Below are 17,273 nucleotides of genomic sequence, written 5' to 3' on the forward strand. Positions count from 1 at the left end.
GTTTTGCTTCTCGGGCCCTCGGGGGCTGGGAAGAGCACCCTGCTCGCCGCGCTGGCCGGGCTGCTCCCCGAGGACTCCGGCGAGCAGGAGGAGCGGCGGGCGGCGGACGCGGCGCCACCGCCCAGCCAGGCGGCGGCAGCGAGAACCGCGATCACGAGGTCGGCCACGAGCAGCGATCCGGTGGTCACGCCGGCTCTCCTTCCCGGGTGGCCAGCCGGGCCGCGGCGACGGGAGCCGGGGCGGCCAGCTGTCGCGCCGCTCGATGGACGCCGACCACGACGTGCACAGCGATGATTCCGTTGAGCGCGTGCAACCCACCGATGGTCAGGCCGAGCGGGGTGCTGACACCCGACGCGTCGGTGGACGCCTCGGCCAGCATGGCGATGAGCGGCTGGAGGATGACGAGGCCGATCGGCAGGATCGCCAGTCCGATGATCTTTCCCGGCGCCTTCGCCAGTGCGGCTAACACCGCGGTGAGCACTGTGAGAATCGGGATGACCGCCATGCCGTTGACGCTGTGCAGCGCGTACGCGTCCTCGCCTGCGGGTCTGGTGAACCCGCCCACTGCGGCGAGGACGAACTGCACGGCGAACGCGACGAGCAACACGGCGCTGACGATGACGAGAGCCTTGCGCATGGGTTACCTCCTAGAGGCGCGCCGAGGCGAGGGCCAGGGCGACGTGATCGGTGGCGGTGATCGCCCCGTACGCGACCACCCGCACGAGGTCGGCGTCGGCGGGGTGGGAGAGCCGCCAGAGAGCGACGTCGCCCGGGCTGATCGCGGCCGGCGCGAACGCGGCCAGCAACGCGATCCGCGTCCCGATGCGGTCCCTGCCCGGGACGTCCCGGACCAGATCGACGGCCCAGTCCGCGGGCCGGGCCGGGAACCGCCCGTCCTCCCAGCGCACGGTGGCCGTGACGGTCTCGCGCGCCACGTCGCCCAGCAGCAGATCCCCACCCCGCACGGCGGCGTCCCGCAGCGACGCGTAGGCGACGCCCACCGGGCTGTCCCCCGCCCAGGCGGGAGGTGATGCCGTCGGGTCGGCGTCGAGGAGCGGAAGGCTTCGGCCGGGCTCCTTGGACTCCCGGGCCGCCCTGGCGTAGAGCCGGCCCCCGACTGAGCGCACCAGCGGGGAGCGTTGCAGGCCGCCGGGGAGCAGATCGCTGTCGAGCAACGCGGAGACGACCCGGTTGATGAAGTGGAAGGCGAGCAGGGTGCCGGTGATCTCCGGGCCGTGGGTGCTGGTCCAGTCGGCGGCTCTGGGGCTGCGGCTCGCCTGCGCCCAGCCGGCGAGCGCGGCGTGCCTCGGCTCGGGGGGCGTCTCGCCCCGGGCGACGGCCTCGGCCAGCTTCGGTACGCCCAGCGCGTGCAGCAGCAGCACGTGGGCGTCGACGCAGAACTGACAGTGGTTGGCCCGGGACACCGTAGCCGCGACGAGCTCGCGGTCGACCCGGGGCGCGTCCCCGGCGAGCAGCGCCTCCCGCATCAGCGCCCAGGTCGCGGCCAGCACCTCCGGCACTGCCGAGAGCGCCTGGAAGGTCGGCAACGGCCCGAGAAAGTCGTCGCGCAACTGTTGGTAGACGGCCGCGGTGCGGCCCGTGGCCGCTCTCGTCGGCGTGGGGGTGAAGAAGCGGTATGTCATGGGCTCGATGCTTGTTCCGGCGGGCCGGGAAAGCGTCGTGCCGCCGCAGACACTTGCCCCGCCGCTCATACCGCGTCCGTGGTACGCCGCAGGTACCACGCGCGCGGGATGCTCCAGCGACGACTGCCGTTCTACAGTGCGACAATGCGCCGCGACCTCCCGTACGCCCTCGGCGGTCTCGCCCTCGGCCTCCTCCTGCTCGGCAACGCCGTGCTCACCCCGGACGCCGCACCGGTCGAGGTGCTCGACGTCGCCCTGGTCCTGGCCACTGTGGTGGCCCTGGCGGCGTGCCGGCGCTACCCGGTGGTGGCGCTGGGCGTGGTCACCGTCGCCATGCTGGCCGTTCACGTCCGGGTGCACCCCGGGGTGTCCGCCGCGTTCCCCGTCCTCTGCGCGGTCTACGTCAGCGCCTGGCAGGGACACCGGTCGGCCGCCGCCGTGGCCAGCCTCGCCTTCCTCGGTAGCTTCCTGGCCCGCGACATCTCGATGGCGCCGGCCGGCCGGCCAGGCCAGCTGGTCGCCGAGCGGACGGCCCTGCTGCTCGGCTGGTTCGTGGCGGCCAACGTCGCCGGGCTCGTCGCGCGGCAGCGCCGGGCGTACCTGGAGCAGGTCGAGCAGCGGGCCATCGAGGCCGAACGCACCCGCGAGGAGATGGCGTTGCGGCGCGCCGGGGAGGAGCGGCTGCGCATCGCCCGCGACCTGCACGACTCCCTGACCCACAGCATCTCGGTGATCAAGGTGCAGGCGGGGATCGCCGTGCACCTGGCCCGCAAACACGGCGAGGAGCCGTCGGCAACGCTGCTGGCGATCCAGGAGGCCAGCGGCGCCGCGATGCGGGAACTCCGTACGACCCTCGACGTCCTCCGCGCACCGACCGACGGCGATCGGGTCGGGCTGGCCCGGGTGGACGAGCTCGCCGAGCGGACCCGGGCGGTCGGCGTACCGGTGCAGGTGACAGTCACCGGCCAGCGCGGGGCCCTGCCCGACGAGGTCGACCAGGCCGGATACCGGGTCATCCAGGAAGCGCTCACCAACGTGGCCCGCCACGCCGGGCCCGCGACCGCGCACATCCAGGTGGAGTACGCCCCGGCGGGGCTGACCGTCGCGGTCACCGACGACGGTCAGGCGTCGCCGGCTGAGCCGCTGACCCCGGGCGTGGGCCTCCGCGGCATGCGGGAACGGGTCAGCGCCCTGGGCGGCACGCTGCGGACCGCCGCGCACGACGACCACGGGTTCACCGTACGGGCCACCTTCCCGCTGGACGGCCCACGATGACCGCCCGCCGCCTGGAGACGCCTTGATGATCCGGGTGCTGATCGCCGACGACCAGGCGCTGATGCGAGCCGGCTTCCGGGCACTGCTCGACGCCGAGGACCACCTGGAGGTCGTCGGCGAGGCGACCGACGGCACCTCGGCCGTCCACCTGTCCCGGTGCCTGCGCCCGGACGTCGTCCTGATGGACGTGCAGATGCCGGGCCTCGACGGCATCGAGGCCACCCGGCGCATCGCCGCTGATCCCGACCTCGCCGCGATCCGCGTTCTCATCCTCACCAACTACGGGCTCGACTCCTATGTGTTCGCCGCCCTCCGTGCGGGCGCCAGCGGTTTTCTCCTCAAGGACGCCGACCCCGCCGACCTGCTGCACGCCGTCAGCATCGTCGCGCGCGGCGACGCGCTGCTCGCGCCGACCGTCACCCGCACACTGATCAGTGAGTTCGTGGCCGGCCCACCGCCGGCAGTGCCGACGGCCGGGCGCGACGTGCTGACCGCCCGGGAGCAGGAGATCGTCGAGCTGGTCGCCCGTGGGCTGACCAACGACGAGATCGCCGCGCGCATGGTGATCAGTCCGCTGACCGCCAAGACACACGTCAACCGGGCGATGACGAAGCTGCACTGCCGCGACCGGGCGCAGCTGGTCGTGTGGGCGTACGAGTCGGGGCTGATCACGCCGCGTCGGCGGTGATCGCCGCCTCCGGGGCAGGAGTCGATCACCCCCCTTGGGAACATGAGGGACGGTCGACGCACTAGCATTGCCGCCGTCCGCGACGGCTCTGCTGAATCGAGGCGACATGCGTTGGCTCCGTCGATTGCTGGGCGGTAGGAAGGTCCAGCTCGACCCGGGACGCCAGCAGGCGCTGCTGCACGACGTCCACTCCCGGTACGGCCCCCACGCGCGGATCCGGTTCACCGAGCAGGTCGACGCGCTCACCGGTTCGCTCGACAGTGACGACGGCCTGGTGGTGGCGACCCGGATCGTGAGTCAGGTCGCCGACGAGGCCCACGTGGACCTTCAGGCCCAGGCCCAGGAGATCCACCGACGGACCGGCCGGCGGCTGCTGGTGCACCGCCGCAACTACCGGCCGCTGTGGAAGGAGGCGGGCCCGGCCCTGCGCTGGCCGCTGTTCGCGTTGCCGTGCGGCTTCCACCCGTACGCGCAGGTGGCCGCCGCCGTCACAGTGGTCGGCAACCGGGCGCCCCGGCTCGACCGGGTGACCGACCCGAACCCGCTGGTGACCCGCGTGTTCGAGGTGCTCGACCTGACCACCTCCGGCTGGGAGTACGGCCGGGTGCGGGTGGACACCGACGCCGCCACCCTGGCCGATCGACTGATCGTCAGTGCCGGGCGGGTCCTCGCGGCCATGGACGACCCGCCGCGGCTGCCGCCCGCGGTCCGGGAGCTGATGCGTCGTAACAACACCGTCGCCGTGCACGATCCGGCCAGCCCTCGGGCGGTGGGCGGGATCAACCTGGGCGCGCGGATGCGCGAGGAGTTCCTGGTCTGAGCGCCGGCGGGCGCTACTGCTCGGGGCGCCGACGGGCGAGGTGCACGACGATGTCGGCGGAAAGCTCGACCGTCTCGGGCAGGATCCGCTCGATCTGGCGGAAGACCTGCTCCTGCGTCGAGGTCGGCAGCTCGAGATACGCCGAGATCGTCGACAGGTGTCCGACGTAGTCGCGCGCGCTCATCGTCAGCCGACGCTCGATCACGGTCTGCCGCACATCGGTGAACCATTCGGAGCGTTGAAGTTCCGTGCCCGGCCACTGCATGGCCTGCCCCGGCGGCGTGCCGTCGGGAGAAGGAATCTCGTCGCTCTCCAGGAAGGGCGCCCGGGCGGCGCGGACAGCGTCCGCCACCGCCGGGTCGACCAGCTGGGTTGGTCCGCCGAACGAGGCGAACACCCCGCCGGGTTCCAGCAGCGCGGCCATCCGCGACCATCGCCCCTCCGGTGTCGTCCAGTGCAGTGCCGCCGCCGCGTAGACCAGGTGGTACGTCGCGCCCGGCCGCAGGTCCTCGAATGCGGCCCGCACGGTCTCGACGCCTGCTGGCACGTGCTTGCGCAGCTCGGCGAGCATGGCCCGGTCCGGCTCGGTCGCTGTGACAGTGACGCCCGCTCCGGCGAACAGCCGGGTCGCCTTGCCGGTTCCGGCGCCGATTTCCAGGGCCGTACGAATCGGCCGGCCCGGGTACGTCAGCACCACATCGACAAGCTCGGCGGGGTAGCCCGGTCGGTACCGTTCGTACTGTTCGGCCACCATCCCGAAGCTCAGTGCGCGAGCAGGCATGCGCCAATCCTGTCACCACCCGCGCCGCGAGGCTCGATCTTCTGCGCCCAAACCGGGTCGGCTGCGCGCTGGAGTGCGCGAACTGGACCGCCCCGGTTGCACACCCGCCAGGGCGGTCCGCCGTTGGATGCGTAACCCTGCCTTCATGACGAAGATCGACCGTCGCGCCACTGCGTCACCTCGGTCGTCGAGCTGGTACCCGTCGAGCCAGATCCACTCGTCGTAGGTGATCCAGTCGAGTACGCGGATCACACGGAACCGGATGGGGCGGATGAACTGCACGCTGGCTTCTCGCCCCACGATCAACAAGTCGCCGGCCTTCATGCCAGCCAGCCGAGAAACCTGCGGTGCACAGCGTCAGCAGGAGCCCAGGACATGTCCTGCGTAGCTGCCACCAGGTGCAATCCCAGGTAAATCCGGAGAGCCACCGGCGAGGTGGCGTACTCCCCCAGCAGCTCTGCGCGGCGTGTGGGACATGGCCAAGGGCGCTCGCATGCCTCGCACAGCCACAGCGGGAGGACGGGTCCGTGTGCGCTCATCGGCTCTCCCCCGGCCAGTGACCCCGGTTGATCGGGATCTTGTGTCTGGCGCGACACGGCAACTCGTTCCCGCACTTGCAGACGTTCCGCCACTTGATCCATGACCACACCGGCTCATGCCTGCGAGCCAGGGTCAGGGCTACGGCCGTCAGATACTCCGCGAAAGTGACGCGTCGGGTCATTCACCCATGGCATCACGGGGAGTTGTACGAAGGCAACCCCTGAAGGGATTGTCTCGCCCAGTTTCGCCTGAGGCAATCCCCAGGGCTCATACCGTCAGATCGTGGAGCTGCTTGGGCTGGATGAGATCCGCGACTTGCTTGGTGGGATCAGCAAGCAGCGCGCCACGATCATCGTGGGCCGCAAGGGATTCCCCGACCCCCTCGCCACCTTGAGCATGGGCCGCGTCTGGGATGGCAAGGCTGTTCGAGCTTGGATCGCCAAGAACCGTCCCAGCCCGACGGACGAGGACTGACGCCAACTCGGGCCAGAACGCAGAGTGCCCCCGGCACGAGGACGTCTCAGTCTGACGTCAGACCGTCCGGTGCCGGGTGGAGTGAAGGGCTTCGGCTCTTGCGTGCCGGTTCTCTTGGCACACGACACGACAACTGCGCGCAACCGCTTGCCCACCCGCCGAACGCCGCTCGACCATGTGCTCATGGGGCCGGAGCGTCGTGTCATCCTCGGGGTCGACGTGGGCACCACCCTTGTGCGGGCGGGCGCGTTCGCGCTGGACGGCTCCGCCCGACACGTTCGGACGCTGGCGTACCCGCTGCTCCAACCGCTGCCCGGCTGGCACGTCCAGGACCCCGACGTGCTAGTGGCGGCCACCCTGGCGGCGGTGTCCGCGTGTGTCGCCGACACCGCCGGGGCGGAGGTCGTGGCCCTCGCGATCAGCTCCCCCAGGTACGGCGTGATCGGGCTGGACGCGACACTCAGCCCGGTGACGCCGCTGCTGACCGGGCGTGACACGCGGTCCGCGGAGGTGGCCCGCGAACTGCGGATCTCCGGCCAGAGCCGAGAGCTGCACCGCGTTACCGGCACGCCCGTGCACCCAGGAAGCCCGCTGTGCAAGCTCATCTGGTTCGCCCGCCACGAGCCGTACCTCTGCGCCACGACGCGGTGGTGGATCGGCCTGAAGGACTACCTGGTCCATCGGCTGACAGGGACGTTGGTGACCGAGCTGTCGTCGGCGTCCGGCACCGGCCTGTTCGACGTGCACCGGCGAGTGTGGAGTCCGGCCGTACTCGACCTGGTCGGGGTGTCCCGCAGCCAACTGCCCCCGGTCCTGCCCACGACGGGCGTGTTGCGGCTCTCCTCGGCGGCCGGGCAGGCGGTCGGCCTGCCGTCCGGCACACCTGTCGTCGTGGGCGCGGGCAACGGTCCGTCGAGCAGCCTGGGCATGGCGGCGATCGACAGCACCGTCGCCGGTCTGACGCTCGCGGCCACCGGCGCCCTGCGAACGGTCGTCGCGGCTCCGCTCGTCGACCCCACGGAGACCTTCTCCTGCGCTGCGCTGACCGAGGACGCCTGGGTAGTCGGCGAGACGGTCAACAACGGCGGCAACGTCGTACGGTGGGCCGGTAGCGTCCTCGAACCCGACAGTCGCCCGGCGTTCGATGACCAGCTCGCCGCGCCCGAGCTCCTGGCTCTCGCCGAACGGATCGCCCCGGGAAGCGACGGACTGGTGATGCTGCCCTATCTGCTGGCCGACCGGACCCCGGAGGGGGAATCTGTCCCGCCGGGCGCGTACCTGGGGTTGCGCAGCGAGCACTCTCGCGGTCACCTGGTACGGGCCGCCGTGGAGGGTGTCTGCCTCCAGCTCGGCGGCGTCCGTGACCGCCTGGCCGAGCTGACACCGGTCAGCAGCGTTCGCCTGAGCGGTGGCGCGTTCCGATCTCCGCTGTGGCGTGCGGTGATGGCCGCGGTCCTGGATTGCCCGGTGCGGGCGTCAGGTGCGGCCGACGACGTCGCCCTCGGTGCGGCCGCGCTCGGGCTCTTCGCCATCGGCCTGGCCCCCGATCTGCCCGGGGCCGTCGCCCAGCTCGATCCCGAGGGTGCCCGCACCGAGCCGATCGCGGTCGACCCTGCCCTCGCCGCGGCGTACCGCGGTCTGCGGACGAAACTGCCCGCTCTCATCACGGTCGCGGGCCGGATGGGTGAGATCCTCGACGAGGTGGCAGCCGGCCCGGGCATCGACCGGCGGACCGACGCGTTGCCCCGCGGCGCCATGCGCGGATGACCGAAACGCTCGACGCCGGCGTCGGCCTCAGTGCTCCGGCTCGTCCTTGACCCGCGCCACCAGTTGCGTCGGGTTGACGTAGCGCAGCGCGACGACGAGCAGGACGAGCATCATCGAGGTGTAGATGACCGCCATGGCGTCGACCGACTGCTGAGCCCTGATCCCGGACGCGGACATCGAGTAGTAGAGCGCCACCACCAGGGTCTGCGAGTCCGGCCCCGCGGTCAGGAAGGTGAGCTCGAACATGCCCACGGTGCGGACCAGCACGAGGATCGCGGAGGCGAGGATGCCCGGCACGAGCAGCGGCGTGAGGACCCGGAGGAACACCGTCCGCAGGCCCGCGCCGCACATGCGCGCGGCGCTCTCGATCCTGGGGTCGATCTGCTCGATGAACGGGGTCATGGTCAGGATGACGAAGGGCACCGACGGCACGAGGTTGGCGAGCACCACCCCGGACATGTGCCCGGCCAGGCCGAACTTGTAGAGGACTGTCGCCAGCGGGATGCCGTACGTGATCGGGGGCATCAGGATGGGCAGCAGGAACACGAGGAAGATCAGCCGTTTGCCGGGGAACGAGCGCCGCGCGAGGGCGTAGGCGGCCGGCACGCCGATCACCAGCGAGAGGCCCACGACGAGTACGGAGACCTCCAGCGTCACGACGATGACCTGGAGGAGCGCGAACTCGTCCCAGGCTCGGGCGTACCAGCTTGTGGTGTAGCCGTCCGGGAGCCAGGTGTCGAACCAGCGCTGGCCGAACGAGCTGACCAGCACGGACGCCACGACGCCGAGCAGGTTGAGGAAGAAGAAGATGACGACGCCCCACACGATCCAGGCGGCCGGGCGCGCGGTGATGCGCCGCCGCCGGTCGGTGCTGGTGGCGGAGGGCCGCGCTGGTGGGGCCTGGGTGGTCGTTGCCATCAGCCCTTGCCTCCGGTGGAGCCGGTGTAGAAGCGGCTGCGAGCGGCCAGCACCACAGCGATGATGACCAGCTCGACGAAGCCCATGATCATGGCGATCGCCGACGCGTACGGGTAGTCGTACTGCTCGTAGGCGGCCTGGTAGGCGGCGAGGGAGATGACCCGGGTCTCCCCGGCGGGGTTGCCGACCAGAACGGCAGACGGGAACACGCTGAACGCCAGGACGAACGTCAGGCAGAAGGTCGTGGCGAGGCCCGGCATCAGCAGCGGCAGGGTGATCCGGGTGAACCGCCGACGCCAGTCCGCGCCCAGCGTCGCGGCCGCCCGTTCCAGGGTCGGGTCGATGCCGGACAGGTACGAGAGCACCAGCAGGAACGCGAATGGAAAGCCGGTGATCACCAGCGAGAAGAACACGCCCCAGTAGTTGTGGGTCAGCCGTACCGGCTCGTCGACGAGGTTGCTGGCCAGCAGGATCCGGTTGAACCAGCCGGTCGGGCCGAGGAAGTTCAGCAACCCCTGCGCGGTGAGGACAGTGCCGAGCGTGATCGGCACTACCAGCAGCGTGGTGACCAGTCGCTTGCCCCGGAACCGGCCGCGCATCCGGTAGGCGATCGGCACCGCGGCGAGGACGTTCAGGAGCGCGGCGGGCAACGCGATCCGCAGCGTGATCCAGATCGTGCCGCGCTCGTAGGAGTCGGAGAAGAACCGGGCGTAGTCGCTGAACGGCCCGCCACTGGTCGGCTGGAACGAGAGCGTCAGCCCGTAGAAGAACGGGTAGAGGAACAGGGCGATGACGAAGACCAGAGCCGGGACCAGCAACCAGAGCTGACGGTCGACGCCCCGTTCGGCGAGACGGTGCCGCCAGTGCGTCAGCGGCCTCCCGGGCCCGCTCACCGCGTCGCCGCCGCAGCGTCCGCGAGGCGTTCGGGCTCCGTCGACGCCTCGGCGGGATAGACCAGCAGCCGCTGCGGATCGACGGCGAGCTTGACCTGGTCGCCCGGCGCGATCCGCTGCTCGGTCCGCAGGTGCAGCAGCAGCCCGCTGTCGGTGCGGGCTTCGGCGGCCAACTCGCGGCCCTGGTACTCCACCACCTCGACGGTCGCCGACATGGCGTTGCGGGTCTCGCCGGGCCCGTCCACGCGGATGTCCTCGGGGCGTACGGCGACCACGGCGTCCGCCCCGGTATGGAGGTCCCCCACCACCTCGCCGGTCAGGCGATGGCCGGACGACTCGACGGCGGCGCGGGGCCCGTCGAGCTGCTCCACCCGCCCCCGCCACAGGTTGCGGTAGCCCATGAAGTCGGCGACGTGCCAGTTCGCGGGCCGGGTGTGCAGCTCACGCGGTGAGCCGATCTGCTGCACCCGCCCCTCCCGCAGCACCACCAGCCGGTCGGCCAGGGACAGCGCCTCCTCCTGGTCGTGGGTCACGTAGACGGTGGTGAGCCCCAACGACTGGTGCAGCCGGCGGATCTCGGTCCGCATCTCCAGGCGCAGCTTGGCGTCGAGATTGCTCAACGGCTCGTCCATCAACACCAGCGACGGCTCGAACACGACGGCGCGAGCGATGGCGACGCGTTGCTGCTGGCCACCCGAGAGCTGACCGGGCAGCTTGTCGACGTGGTCCTCCAGTCGCACCAGCCGCACCGCCTCCTCCGTACGCCGGCGCGTCTCCTCCTTGGGCAGCCGCCGCATCCGCAGCCCGAAGGCGATGTTCGCCCGGACCGTCAGGTGCGGAAAGAGCGCGTAGCTCTGGAACACCATGCCGAAGCCGCGCCGCTCCGGTGGCAACGTGTCGATACGGCGCTCGTCCTGCCAGATGCTCCCCTCCGTCAACGGCAGCAGCCCGGCCAGGCAGTTCAACGCCGTCGACTTGCCGCAGCCGGACGGGCCGAGCAGGGCGATGAACTCCCCCGCCTCGATCGTCAGGTCCAGCCCGGTGAGGGCGGCCTGGCCGCCGAACCGGCGGGACACCCCGTCCAGCCGCAGCTGGGAGAACGCGCTCATCCCTGCTTGACCTTGCCGCCGCCGACCTCGCGGTCCCAGCGGCTGAACGCCGCCACGAGGCTCTTCGCGTCGAGCGGAACCTCGGTCGGGTTTCCGGCGATCAGGGCGTCGTACTCGGGGCGACCGAACTCCCGGATCGCGTCCTGGCTCTTCTGCGGCGCCGACGAGAGCTGGACCTCCTTGATCGCCGGGCCGGGGTAGAAGTACCCCTCGTCGTACGCCTTCGCCTGCTGTTCAGGGGTGAGCATGAACGCCAGCAGGGCCAGCACGGCGGCCTGGGTGTCGGTCGACACGCCCTTGGGCAGGACCGCGTAGTGCGCGTCGGTGACCCAGTGGAAGCCGTCGATCGGGGTGATCCTGGCCTCCTTGGGCACCGTGCCGAGCACCCGAGGATTGATGTCCCAACCGGTCGTGCTGACGATCAGGTGCGCGGTGCCGTTGGCGAGGTTCTTCATCGTCTCGGTGGTGCCGGACGGGTAGTAGTCGACGTACTGGCCCAGCTCCTTGAGGAAGGCCCACGTCTTGTCCCAGCCCGCTGTGGGGTCCTTGGGGTTCGAGTCGCCGAGGATGTAGGGCAGACCCATCAGGAACGTGCGCCCCGGGCCGGAGTTGGCCGGCCGGGCGTACTGGAATTTGCGGGGGTTGGCCCTGGCCCAGGCGAGCAGCGCGTCCGCGCTGGTGGGTGGCGTCGCCAGGCGGGACGGCAGGTATTCGAGCAGCGGACCCGACGGGTAGTAGGTGACTGTGACGCCCGCGTTGCCGGCGAGCTTCTGCATCGCGGCGGCCGGCTCCAGGTAGTTGCTCATGCCGCCGAGGCGGTCCTGGAAGGTCGGCAACACGTCGATCCAGAGCCCCTGCTCGATCCCGGCGGCCAGGCCGTCGACGCCGGTCAGCACGAGACCGATGTCCACCCGGTCCGCCCCCTGCTGGGCCTTGATCTTCCCGGCCAGCTCGGGCGCCGGCGCCTTCGAATAGGTCACCCGGGAGATCACGTCGGGGTTCTTCGAGACGAACTCGTCGATCATCCCCTGGGTCAGCTGGAGGTTTCCCGCCACGTCGAGGACGTTGAGCGTGACGGCCTTACCGGGCCGCTGTGGCACCTCACCGGTGCTGTCGCCAGTGTTGTCGCCGGGGGCCTCGGGTGCCCCGCACCCGACAGTGCCCACCAGGAGCGACGATGCCGTGACCAGGAGAGCGCCGCGCCGCGAGATACCCATGAGCCGTTCCCTCCGCCAGGTGTCATCAGTGCTGATTGAGGCAGCCGGCGCGGCGCGGCGGCAACGGGTTGCCATGTATTGCCTCGCGCGAATGTGATCGGACCGCTGGATTGTTGCGGGGGCATTGCCGAGTATTCACGGCCGCCATACCATGATCACGGCGCGTAGCCGGGAGGAGCATGCAGATGCCCGACCACACCAGGCCGCCGGGACAGCGAGTCACGATCTACGACGTCGCCCTCGAGGCGGACGTCTCACCGTCCACCGTGTCCCGCGCCTTCTCCCGACCGAGTCGCGTCAACTCCGAGACCGCCGAACGGATCCGGCAGGTCGCCGAGCGATTGGGCTACCGGACCAACCCCCTCGCTCGCGCCCTCACCACGTCGCGTACGCAGATGATCGCGCTGGTCATCGCCGACATCACCAACCCGGTGTACGCCGAGATCGTGCGCGGCGCGCAGGAGGTGGCCGCCGACGGCGAATACACCACGGTGCTGATCGACGCCCAGGAGTCCGACCGGCTGGAACGGGCGGCCGTCGAACGCACCATGCCGACAGTCGACGGCATCGTGCTGGCCAGCAGCCGAATGTCCGACTCGGCCATCCGGATGGTCGCCAAGCAGCGGCCGGTGGTGGTCCTCAACCGCGCCCTCGCCGACGTGCCGTGCGTCGTCACTGACGACCCGCGCGGCGTGCGGCGGGCCGCCGAGCACCTCGGCGAGTTGGGACACGACCACATCACCTACGTCGCGGGGCCGCAGGCATCCTGGCCCAACGGTGTGCGCTGGCGCTCGCTGCTCGAAGCCGGCATGGAGTTGGAGATCAAGGTGCGCCAGATCGGGCCGTTCAGCCCCACCCTGGCGGGCGGTGAGCGGGCCGCGCAGGAGCTGTGCGCGCGTCCCGCGACGGCGGTCCTGGCCTTCAACGACCAGATGGCCATCGGGATCATCCGCGGTCTCAGCCGGATGGGCGTCAACGTTCCGGGCGACGTCAGCGTCGTGGGCTTCGACAACATCCTCGCCGCCGACATCGTCACCCCCGGGCTCACCACCGTCGCGGCACCGCTCTACGCGGAGGGCTCGGCCGCCACCCGGCACCTGCTCACGATGATCGACGGCGCGCCCGGGCACACCGGCCGGCCGATGGTCCTGCCGGTACGCCTCGTGGTCCGCGACTCGACGGCCGCCCGCAACCCGAGCCCCGGTCGGGCGCGACCGGGGTGGGTGCGGCAGCGGCCCGTTCCCGGCCCGGCGGTCCGCCTGCCGTGAGGGCCGCGCGGCCCCGCGACAAGAAACGACAACTCGTTGCCGGGGCGGAGCCACGCCGGGAAGGATCGACGCGGATCCATCCAGCAACGTCGTTGCGCTCGCGGGACGGGCCAAACGGCGTCCCCAGCGAACGAGGAGATGGCGATGAACCGAGCTTCGGTGCCCCGGCTACGGCGAACCCTCATCGTGCTGGGCACGGCATTGGCCACCGTCGCGGCCACCCTCACCGTCGCCACCACCACGCCGGTCGCCGCGGCCCCGTCGCCGGACGACTACAACGGCTCCGACCTGTGGCTGCGGTACGTACCGGTGGACGACGCGAAGCTGCTGCGTGACTACCGCAGCGCGGCCACGGCGATCGTGGTCGAGAACGCCGACGCCACGACCGTCCACCGGCACACGACGGACCTCGCCATGGCCCCCGATTCCAGCGAGAAGCTCGTCGAGACCACGCTGGGCGCCGCCCGGGACGAACTGGTCCGCGGTCTGGGCGGGCTGCTCGACCAACCGACACCAGTGGCGACTGTCGACGGCGGCACGGTCCCCGACGGCGCGGTAGTGGTGGGCACGCCGACGAGTTCGCCGCTGGTGGGCCGCACCATCGCGACCCGCGACCTGGCCAAAGTGGGCGACGAGGGCTACCTCGTCCGGTCGGTGTCGAGGGGCGGGGCACGCTTCACAGTCATCGCCGGCAACACCGACCTCGGCGCGCTGTACGGCACCTTCGCCTTCCTCCGGCTGCTCCAGACTCAGAAACCCATCGACCACCTCCGCGTCGCGGAGTCACCGAAGATCAAGCATCGGTTGCTGAACAACTGGGAGACCGAGCGTCTCTACGCGGGCAACAACGCCTCCGGAATCGGCGGGCTGAACGGGGAGAGCGGGGCGATCTTCAACTTCGCCGCCACCGGTGCCAGCGCCGGCCGGAACCTGCCCGTCATTCTCGACCGCTACCTCGTCATGGCCCGCGCGTTGGCGTCGCTGGGCATCAACGGCATCACCATCAACAACGTCAACGCCGACAACGCGTACCTGACGAGCGCCCGCATCGCACAGGAGGCCGCCCTGGCCGACGCGCTGCGTCCGTACGGCATCAGGCTGGGCCTGTCGATCCGCTACACAGCGCCCACCGACGGTCGGTTCGCGCCGGACACGCTGACCAACAGCCAGCTCGATCCGTACGGCGCGGATTTCCGGGGCTGGTGGCACCGCCGCGCCCAGCAGATCCAGGCCGCGATCCCGGACTTCATGGGCCTCACCGTCAAGGCCAACTCCGAGGGCCAGCCGGGGCCACAGGACTTCGGGTACGACCACGGTGACGGCGCCAACGCCATCGCCGCCGCTGTGGCACCGCTCGGGATGACTGTGCACTGGCGGACGTTCGTCTACAACGCCGAGGTCGACAACGACCGGCTCAAGCGGGCCTACCTGGAGTTCGGGCCGATCGACGACGAGGTCCAGCCGGACGGCAGCCGGGGACGCTTCGCCGACAACGTGTTCCTCCAGACCAAGAACGGGCCACTGGACTTCCAGGCCCGGGAGCCCATCCACCCGATGTTCGGCCGGATGGAGAACACCAACCAGGCCCTGGAACTCCAGATCACGCAGGAGTACACCGGCCAGAACTGGATGCTCGCCTACCTCGGCCCGATGTACGAGGAGATCCTCAAGACCGACACGTACGCGACCGACGCGAACGGAAAGCTGCTCAAGAAGCGCCTGGTCGGCAACATCGTCGACGGGACCGCCCAGCACCACCCGGACACCGCCATCGTGGGTGTCGCGAACCTCGGTAACGCGGACAACCTGACCGGGCACCACTTCGCCCAGGCGAACCTGTTCGCCTTCGGACGTCAGGCGTGGGACTGGACGCTCGACTCGACGGACATCGCGACCGACTGGACGCGGATGACCTGGAGCAACGACAGGCGCGTCGTCGACACCATCCACAAAATGATGATGGGCTCGTGGGAGTCGCTGGTCAGCTACCAGACGCCGCTGGGCATCGGCCACCAGTTCGCCGAGGGCGTCCACTACCGCCCCGACCCCGCCGACTGGGCGGGCCGCGACGACTGGAGCCCGATCTACTACAACAAGGCCGACAGCGTCGGTCTGGGCTTCGACCGCTCCCCCACCGGCAGCAACCTGGCCGCCCAGTACTTCCCCCGGTTGCAGCAGCGCTACGGGAACATCAAATCGGTCCCGGAGAACCTGCTGATGTGGTTCCACCACGTGCCGTGGGGCCATCGGATGGACAGCGGCCGGACGTTCTGGGACGAGTTGGTCTACCGCTACCAGATGGGCGTGCAGTACGTGACCTGGATGCGGGAGACCTGGGACGCGCTCCAACCCGACATCGACGCACGCCGGTTCGCCGAGGTACGCGCGAAGCTGGCGGTGCACGAGGCGGACGCCGCCGACTGGCGGGACACGTCGGTGAACTACTGGAAGGAGTTCAGCGGGCGGGACATCCCGGTCGACGACGCGCCGCTGTCGGCGACGATCGTGGTGAACGGGAAGAGGTTCGGCGGCTTCAACCTGTCGGACACCTCGTACACCATTCCGGTGCCGGCCGGGGCGTCGCCGACCATCACGAAGGTGCGGACGGCCGACCGGAAGGCCCGCTACGAGATCATCTCCCAGGCGGCCGGCGTACCCGGTCAGGCGGTCGTCAAGGTCACGACCGAGAGCTTCTTCGGCCCGCTGGTGAAGAACTACGTCTTCAACCTGGTGCCCGACACGACGCTGACGGCAGTGCGCGTCAACGGCAAGCGTCTGGCGTCCTTCGCGCCGACGGTGCTGCGCTACAACGCCCTCGCGCCGGCCGGCACGACTACCGTGCCGACGGTCACCGCCAGCGCCGCCGACCCCGCCGCCACTGTCGCTGTCGAGCAGGCGACCAGCCCCACCGGGCAGGCTCGGGTCACCGTCACCAACGGCGGCTCCTCGTCGGTCTACACAGTGGACCTGAACACCACCCTCGCCGGCAGCGACGAGTTCAGTTCGACCCAACTCGGCTCGCAGTGGCAGTGGGTCCGGCCGGACGAGAGCAACCGACGTCTGGCCGACGGATCCCTGATCGTCACCGCGCAGCAGGGCGACCTCCAGGGCAACACCAACACCGCGCGGAACCTGGCCCTCCAGGACGTCGACGGCGACTGGACGCTCGAATCCCGGGTCGTCTTCTCCCGCCCACTCGCCACGAACAACGAGCAGGGCGGTGTGCTCGCGTATGCGGACGACAACAACTACGTGAAGCTCGCCTGGGAGATGGGCAACGCGACCGCCGCCGTCAACAAGACCCGGATCGTCTTCCTTCGCGAGCAGAACGGCACGGCGTCCACCCTGGAGATCACCGGCGCCGACGCCCAGCGGATCGTCGGGGCCGACGGCGCCATCTGGCTGCGACTGACCAAGATCGGGGACAGCTACCGCGCCTACTACTCCACCGACGGAAGCGTCTACCGCTACATCGGCTCCACGACGCTCAACGTCGAGCCGACGAAGGCCGGGTTGCTGGCCTTCAACCGGGCCGGCACCTCCACCGACCTCGACGTCGCCTTCGACTACTTCCGGATCGAGAGCCGCGGCGAGCGTATCCGCTAGCCCGCCCGTTGGCCGGGGCCGGTGACACGCCGGACCCGGCCAACGTGCGGCTCGACGGCTCTGGCCTGTCGCGGTCACCGTCTCCTGCGTGGGGTTCGATTCCACCTCGCGATGCAGGGACCACCCCGCCCTGACGGTCGGGACACGACTCAACGTCGTCGTCGACCCGAGCGACCGGCTCTACGCGATAGTGCCCTGACACCGCGACTTTCGTATCAGGGCCACCTGCCCGGAAGCCGCGACCGGGCCCGTCCCCGGTTGGGACGGGCCCGGT

At 70.5% G+C, this 17,273-nt stretch carries 15 protein-coding genes and 1 pseudogene; 8 read left to right on the forward strand and 8 right to left on the reverse strand.

Annotation, left to right across the window (positions count from 1 at the left end; genetic code table 11):
- A pseudogene (locus AB0C20_RS14710) lies at nucleotides 1-90 on the forward strand (ATP-binding cassette domain-containing protein); the annotation flags it as partial.
- A 94-nt stretch (nucleotides 91-184) separates the two neighbouring features.
- Here AB0C20_RS14710 and AB0C20_RS14715 read toward each other — a convergent pair.
- A complete protein-coding gene (locus tag AB0C20_RS14715; protein WP_357185540.1) occupies nucleotides 185-637 on the reverse strand; it encodes a DUF6220 domain-containing protein in 453 nt (150 codons plus the stop codon).
- A gap of 10 nt (nucleotides 638-647) precedes the next feature.
- Entirely contained in the window at nucleotides 648-1,643 is a 996-nt protein-coding gene (locus tag AB0C20_RS14720) for a carboxymuconolactone decarboxylase family protein (RefSeq protein WP_357185537.1), read from the reverse strand.
- A gap of 144 nt (nucleotides 1,644-1,787) precedes the next feature.
- Here AB0C20_RS14720 and AB0C20_RS14725 point away from each other — a divergent pair, with 144 nt between their 5' ends.
- From AB0C20_RS14725 to AB0C20_RS14735, 3 genes are all read left to right on the forward strand, one after another.
- Nucleotides 1,788-2,918, forward strand: a complete 1,131-nt coding sequence (locus AB0C20_RS14725) for a sensor histidine kinase (RefSeq protein ID WP_357185534.1) — start codon at nucleotides 1,788-1,790, stop codon at nucleotides 2,916-2,918.
- A gap of 25 nt (nucleotides 2,919-2,943) precedes the next feature.
- The gene (locus AB0C20_RS14730; protein ID WP_357185531.1) at nucleotides 2,944-3,606 is read left to right on the forward strand and encodes a response regulator transcription factor; all 663 of its coding nucleotides are present in this window, start codon (nucleotides 2,944-2,946) and stop codon (nucleotides 3,604-3,606) included.
- A gap of 106 nt (nucleotides 3,607-3,712) precedes the next feature.
- Nucleotides 3,713-4,426 carry a hypothetical protein gene (locus AB0C20_RS14735; RefSeq protein WP_357185528.1) on the forward strand — a complete coding sequence of 238 codons (714 nt, stop codon included), beginning with the start codon at nucleotides 3,713-3,715 and terminating at the stop codon, nucleotides 4,424-4,426.
- Nucleotides 4,427-4,439: 13 nt separating this feature from the next.
- Here AB0C20_RS14735 and AB0C20_RS14740 read toward each other — a convergent pair whose 3' ends face one another.
- Together AB0C20_RS14740 and AB0C20_RS14745 are read right to left on the reverse strand one after the other, a co-directional pair.
- On the reverse strand, nucleotides 4,440-5,207 hold the full coding sequence (locus AB0C20_RS14740; RefSeq protein WP_357568156.1) for a class I SAM-dependent methyltransferase: 768 nt from the start codon (nucleotides 5,205-5,207) through the stop codon (nucleotides 4,440-4,442).
- A gap of 12 nt (nucleotides 5,208-5,219) precedes the next feature.
- A complete protein-coding gene (locus AB0C20_RS14745; protein ID WP_357568157.1) occupies nucleotides 5,220-5,531 on the reverse strand; it encodes a hypothetical protein in 312 nt (103 codons plus the stop codon).
- A 498-nt stretch (nucleotides 5,532-6,029) separates the two neighbouring features.
- Here AB0C20_RS14745 and AB0C20_RS14750 point away from each other — a divergent pair, with 498 nt between their 5' ends.
- Nucleotides 6,030-6,221 (forward strand): hypothetical protein, encoded by a 192-nt coding sequence (locus AB0C20_RS14750; RefSeq protein ID WP_196927112.1) that lies wholly within the window; start codon nucleotides 6,030-6,032, stop codon nucleotides 6,219-6,221.
- Nucleotides 6,222-6,404: 183 nt separating this feature from the next.
- Nucleotides 6,405-7,988, forward strand: coding sequence for a gluconokinase (locus AB0C20_RS14755; protein WP_357568158.1), 1,584 nt, complete (start codon nucleotides 6,405-6,407; stop codon nucleotides 7,986-7,988).
- Nucleotides 7,989-8,015: 27 nt separating this feature from the next.
- Here AB0C20_RS14755 and AB0C20_RS14760 read toward each other — a convergent pair whose 3' ends face one another.
- The 4 genes from AB0C20_RS14760 to AB0C20_RS14775 are packed head-to-tail and all read right to left on the reverse strand — an operon-like array spanning nucleotide 8,016 to nucleotide 12,125.
- Entirely contained in the window at nucleotides 8,016-8,906 is an 891-nt protein-coding gene (locus AB0C20_RS14760) for an ABC transporter permease (protein WP_357185504.1), read from the reverse strand.
- Complete coding sequence (locus AB0C20_RS14765; protein WP_357568159.1) at nucleotides 8,906-9,799, reverse strand: ABC transporter permease; 894 nt, start codon at nucleotides 9,797-9,799, stop codon at nucleotides 8,906-8,908. The genes AB0C20_RS14760 and AB0C20_RS14765 overlap by 1 nt, the downstream gene beginning before the upstream one ends.
- Complete coding sequence (locus AB0C20_RS14770; protein ID WP_357568160.1) at nucleotides 9,796-10,908, reverse strand: ABC transporter ATP-binding protein; 1,113 nt, start codon at nucleotides 10,906-10,908, stop codon at nucleotides 9,796-9,798. The genes AB0C20_RS14765 and AB0C20_RS14770 overlap by 4 nt, the downstream gene beginning before the upstream one ends.
- Entirely contained in the window at nucleotides 10,905-12,125 is a 1,221-nt protein-coding gene (locus AB0C20_RS14775; RefSeq protein WP_357185495.1) for an extracellular solute-binding protein, read from the reverse strand. The genes AB0C20_RS14770 and AB0C20_RS14775 overlap by 4 nt, the downstream gene beginning before the upstream one ends.
- 185 nt (nucleotides 12,126-12,310) lie before the next feature.
- Here AB0C20_RS14775 and AB0C20_RS14780 point away from each other — a divergent pair, with 185 nt between their 5' ends.
- Nucleotides 12,311-13,393: a LacI family DNA-binding transcriptional regulator gene (locus AB0C20_RS14780; RefSeq protein ID WP_357568161.1), complete on the forward strand. Its 1,083-nt coding sequence runs from the start codon at nucleotides 12,311-12,313 to the stop codon at nucleotides 13,391-13,393.
- 144 nt (nucleotides 13,394-13,537) lie between these two features.
- Entirely contained in the window at nucleotides 13,538-16,999 is a 3,462-nt protein-coding gene (locus tag AB0C20_RS14785; RefSeq protein WP_357568162.1) for an alpha-glucuronidase family glycosyl hydrolase, read from the forward strand.
- Nucleotides 17,000-17,273 lie beyond the last annotated feature (274 nt).

Origin of the sequence: Micromonospora sp. NPDC048843 (assembly GCF_040649965.1) — a bacterium.
Taxonomy (GTDB): domain Bacteria; phylum Actinomycetota; class Actinomycetes; order Mycobacteriales; family Micromonosporaceae; genus Micromonospora; species Micromonospora hortensis.